Origin of the sequence: Plantactinospora sp. B6F1, assembly GCF_040120695.1 — a bacterium.
Taxonomy (GTDB): Bacteria; Actinomycetota; Actinomycetes; order Mycobacteriales; family Micromonosporaceae; genus Plantactinospora.
In genome coordinates this window covers 1-4805 of record NZ_JBEEAC010000067.1, presented here as the reverse complement: position 1 = coordinate 4805, position 4805 = coordinate 1, and the positions used below count along the sequence as shown (strand labels likewise).

At 65.8% G+C, this 4805-nt stretch carries 2 protein-coding genes; both read left to right on the top strand.

Features of this window, described 5'->3' with window-relative positions; translation table 11 throughout:
• The first annotated feature begins 264 nt into the window (after window positions 1–264).
• Entirely contained in the window at window positions 265–1914 is a 1650-nt protein-coding gene (locus ABNF97_RS33645) for a hypothetical protein (protein WP_349341025.1), read from the top strand.
• Between the two features lie 326 nt (window positions 1915–2240).
• Window positions 2241–4649 (top strand): ATP-dependent nuclease, encoded by a 2409-nt coding sequence (locus tag ABNF97_RS33640; RefSeq protein ID WP_349341024.1) that lies wholly within the window; start codon window positions 2241–2243, stop codon window positions 4647–4649.
• The last annotated feature ends 156 nt before the right edge of the window (window positions 4650–4805 follow it).

Sequence of the window (4805 nt, the reverse complement as noted above, 5' to 3'; positions counted from 1 at the left end):
CGGCCACGACACACACTGGCTCAACTGGCGCCGCCGTCACCAGGCCCGTGCACGCTGGTTCCACCAACGTGCACGGCTGAACCGGGACTACGCCCTGGTCAACTAGCAATTGGCGGCTGCCGTACTACCGGCGGGGTGACCTATCCCATGGACGAAAGTCCTTATGATCGGTCCGTTGTGTTGCCAGGCGAAAGGTCGATCATGGGTAAGGCCGCTCGTCGGCGCCGGGCGTCAACCGTCTCGTCGCCACCCCCAGCCCCAGTCATGTCAGACACCGGTCCGGATGCCAGTGAGCTGGCCAGTGCCGCTTTGGCGCGCATACTGCGGCTCAACGGACCAGGCAAGCTCAGCCTCGCCGGCGCCTACGCGCTCGGCTACGGCGGACTCGGCATGGCCCAACACGAGGACGACGGCCCCGACTGGTTCCACGAACTTGATCCACTAGACACTCTCTTCCTCGGAACGGCATGGCCCAACCAGTTCCGTGACTCCTACGAGTTCGGTAACGCCCGCACCGCGTGGCTGCGCCTGATGCGAACAACACCGCACTGGCGGGGCATCGAACGCTTCGTCAACGAAGTGATGCACGCCAGCGAAGACCACGATCTCCCAATCGACGACGGTGACCTGATGCTGCTCGTCGCCGGCCGCCTCGAAGACGCGGGACTGGACCAGCGGAAACTGCCGGCCGGACTCCTGCCCGGCAAAGCCCTCGCCCACGCCCGGTTCCTCCGTGGCCCCGCGCCCGGATTCGTACTGCCTACCCCACCCGCCGACGCCACCGACCGGATCACCACGTTCTGGGCCGGCACCGAGGTCGACCTGCCCCACGACGGGACAGCGGCCGACGCGCTACGCGAAGGCCTGCACCTGCTCCGCAGGACGAGTCTCGATCTCCGCGCCGAGGCGCCGGTGCTGCTGCCAGCCCTCTACCTCGCCCTAGCGGCCAAGGACGAGGAGCCTCTGCAGGAGGCCGGTGAACGCGCCCACGCGTGGGCGCTCGGAGTGGCTGAAGACTCCCCGTTCGCGGCCGTCCTCGACGTCATCCTCACTGCCGTCGAACACGGACTAGACGTGGACACCACCCTGGGGCACCTGTACGGGCTACCCGCGTTCACCGAGCCGGTACCGGCCGCTGACCAGATGTTCACCTCCGCACCTGGCGGGGCGCTGACGCAGCTGGCCTTCGACCTGGGATTCACCCAGGTACAGACCCGCAACGGCAAAGTCATGCGGCTCGCCCCCGGAGACGTCGACAGGATCCGGGCCGCGAAGGAAGCGTTCGAGGACAAGTTCGGACGTCCGCCCGGCCCAAATGACCCCCTGTTCTTCGATCCCGGGGCCGACACTCCGCAACCGGTGTCTGTCACCCAGTTGGAGAACGTCACCGTCGCGATGCTCGAAGCCGCCGGAGTGTCCGAGGCCTGGATTTACGCCTGCCGGCACACCGGCGGCCTGTTACCCCGGCCAGACGGCACCTTCGCCACCGACGCCGACGCCCGCGACTGGCACGAGGCCATCAACCACTACCTCACCGCCCACCCCGGCCAGTCAAACGACCCGGACGCCGATCTCGCCAGGCTCCGGATCATGCTCGCCATATCCACCATCCACAGCGCCGCCGACACCCCCACCTTCGGCGCTGCCCTGGTACGCCGACTCACCATCGGAGCCGAACCCGACGACAACGAGGTCGCCCTCGTGCGCGAATTCCTGACCAGAAACACGCCGATGATCCTGGAACTCCTCCGCGAACCGGGCGTAACCGACGCCGCTGCGGAACTCGCACGCACCTGGTCCGGAGCGAGCCTGGCCGAACAAGTCCGTGTCGCGGCGAGAGCTGACTCCGTCGATCCCCGAGCCGACGTGTTGCTCGCTGCTGCTGCGGCAGCCCGTGCGACCATGGCAGGCTGACTATGGCGGTGTAGTCAGGCTGTCGGGGATTCGGGCAGGCCACAGTGTCTACGATTCGCCGACCTCGGCGACGACTAACGCTTCCGCACTCGGTCTGGCGCCACAAGGGATAGAGCGTGGATCTTCTCGACGGTGGGCATCGCCATGATCCTCCACGCCGCTATGGGTGGGATTCTCCTATCTGGAGGGACCTCTCGGTCCGCGTCTCGCGCCCGGCCGGTGACGCGATGCCGGGCGGTCGGTCGTTCTGTCGTACCCCCTGGCTAGATTTCTTGTTGCGCGGCTGCCGTGTGGCGCCAGGCGAAATGTGATGCCGAGGAGGGCCGGTGCGCCTCACGCGGGTGTACGTCAGATTCTTCAAGTCTTTCAACTTCGACTACGAGCGCCGTGCGAACGAGAAGGCTCGGCGCGCGACGTGGGAGATCCTGCCGGAGGGCTGGTACCCCCACGTGCGCCTTGACGTCGACCCGCAGATCACCGCCATCGTCGGCGCGAACGAGTCGGGTAAGAGTCATCTGCTGGATGCCATCGAGTGCGTTATGGGTAAGCGCGAAGTCACCCGCAGCGACTTCTGTCGCTACTCGCAGCTGTTCTCGGTTGAGACCGACGAAGTCCGGATACCAGACGTCGGCGCCGTCTTCACGGTCACCCGGCCGGCGGAGTCCGAGGTGCTGGCGACGCTCGACGTGACCAGGGCGGTGGGCGAGACCTTTCTGTTCATGCGGCCCGGCGAGGGCCATCCCTTCATCGTGGCGGACGAGGCCATCGTCGAACTCGACGAGCCGACGAAGGTGAAGGCGCTCGAAGTCATCCTGCCGCAGGTGCTGCGGTTCTCCACCAGCATCGCCGTTCCGGACAGCGTGCCGATCGCGTCGCTGTGGGGCGGTCGGCTTGGGTACCTCGCTGACCGCCGCGTCCGCGGAGAGTTCCTGGAAGCCGCCGAGCAAGCCGATGCCGACAACGACGCCGCCGTGTCAGCGTGGGGCCAGCGGTTGTGGTCGTTCTTCCGCCGTCCCGCCCCGACGGCGGACAGCCGCGAGCAAGCACGTCAGCGTGAGGCGCGGGCTCTGGCCAAGAAGCTGCTCATCGATGTCGCTCGCATCGACGAAAGCATTTTCAAAGAGCTCCAAAAGGCCATCGACGAAGGCAAGGAAGGCGAAGTCAGCGGCCTTGAGGGCAAGATCAACGAGAGTTTGGCGCGGCATCTGAACCTGTCGCGTTGGTGGAGCCAGGACAACGATTTCACGCTTCGCGTCACCACCCGAGAACGTGAAATCGTGTTCACGATCCGCGACCGTACCGGGGCGGAGTACTCATTCGGCGAACGCAGCCGGGGCCTGACCCACTTCCTCGCCTACTTCGTCCAGCTCCGGGCCCACCGGCCGGTCGAGGACCGCGACGAGATCCTGCTCATGGACGAACCCGACGCCTACCTGTCGAACTCCGGCCAGCAGGACCTCCTGCGTGTGCTGGAGAACTTCGCGATCCCCGACGACCGGCGCCGGACCGACCAGGTCATCTATGTCACGCACTCACCCTTTCTGATCAACAAGAACGCCGCAGATCGGCTGCGCGTCCTCGACAAGGGCGCTCAGGAAGAAGGCACCCGCGTCGTCAGGGACGTCGCCCGCACCCACTACGAGCCCCTGCGCTCCTCACTCGGCAGCTATGTTGCCGAGACCGCCTTCATCGGTGGCAAGAACCTGATCGTCGAAGGATCCGCCGACCAGGTGATGCTGGCCGGGATGTCCAACGCCCTGCGTATCCGGCGGCCCGAAGTCGCCCGGATGCTGGACCTCAACGAAGTCACGATCGTGCCCGCCGGCAGCGCCGACAGCGTCCCCTACATCGCCTACCTCGCCCGCGGACGCGATCCGATCAAGCCCCCGTGCGTCGCGCTGCTCGACGGTGACGACGCCGGCCGGATGGCCGTCGGCAAACTGAAGCGCAGCGAGGCGAACCGCAAGCCCGTCCTTGACGCGAAATTCGTCGTCTGCCTCGACACCTGGGCGACCAACCGCGCAGCCTCGACACCCGATGACATCAAGGTGGTCTCGTCCACCAAATCCGGTGACGTGACCGAGATCGAAGATCTCATCCATACACGCATCGCCGTCTACGCCGCGCGGAACTACGCCACCCGACTGCTGGGCCTCGCCGAAGAAGACGCCGCCAAGCTGAGGGAAACAGGCGTCAAGACACGACTCGACTCAGGCCGTCCGCTGTGGGACTGCCTCAAAGACAGCTTCACCGAGGCTTTCGACGCGAGTATCGACAAGGTCGGCTTCGCTCGCGAGGTCGTCAATCATCTCAACCAGGTCCCGCGTGACGGCAGGCGCCCAGCAGAGATCAGGATGCTGGAGGACAACTTCATCGCGCTCTTGAGCGACCTGACTGATCTACTCGAAGACGCCGCAATCGACGAAACTCAACGCCGTCGCGCAAAGCGCATGGGCCGCATCGTCCGCGGATTCCTCGACGACTACCGCGACGGGGCAAGTCGCACGGTCGCCGACAGCCGCCTGCGCGAGATCGAAAGCAGCCTCGACGACTCCGCCGCCCACGACGACCTCAGAATCAGGATCGCAGCGCTACGGCGAGACTTCTCACTCCGGACCGACCCGACCAGGACCATCACCGACTTCCCGACCTTCCGGCAACGGCTCGAAGACCTCACTCGCCAGGAACGTCTCGCGAGTCAGGACCCCGACGTCACCGTCGGCCCCGGCTATTAGCCTCGATGATTCGCGCCTGGCGCTGGCCAGGGTGTGTCAACTTGACGGTGGAGATTTCTCTCGCGTGTCTTGGCTGGTGTCGAGTTGTGTCGATGTCAGTGGCGGCCGGCGGTGACGCGTCCGTCGAAGGTGATGTCGAAGGCGTTCAACGCGGCT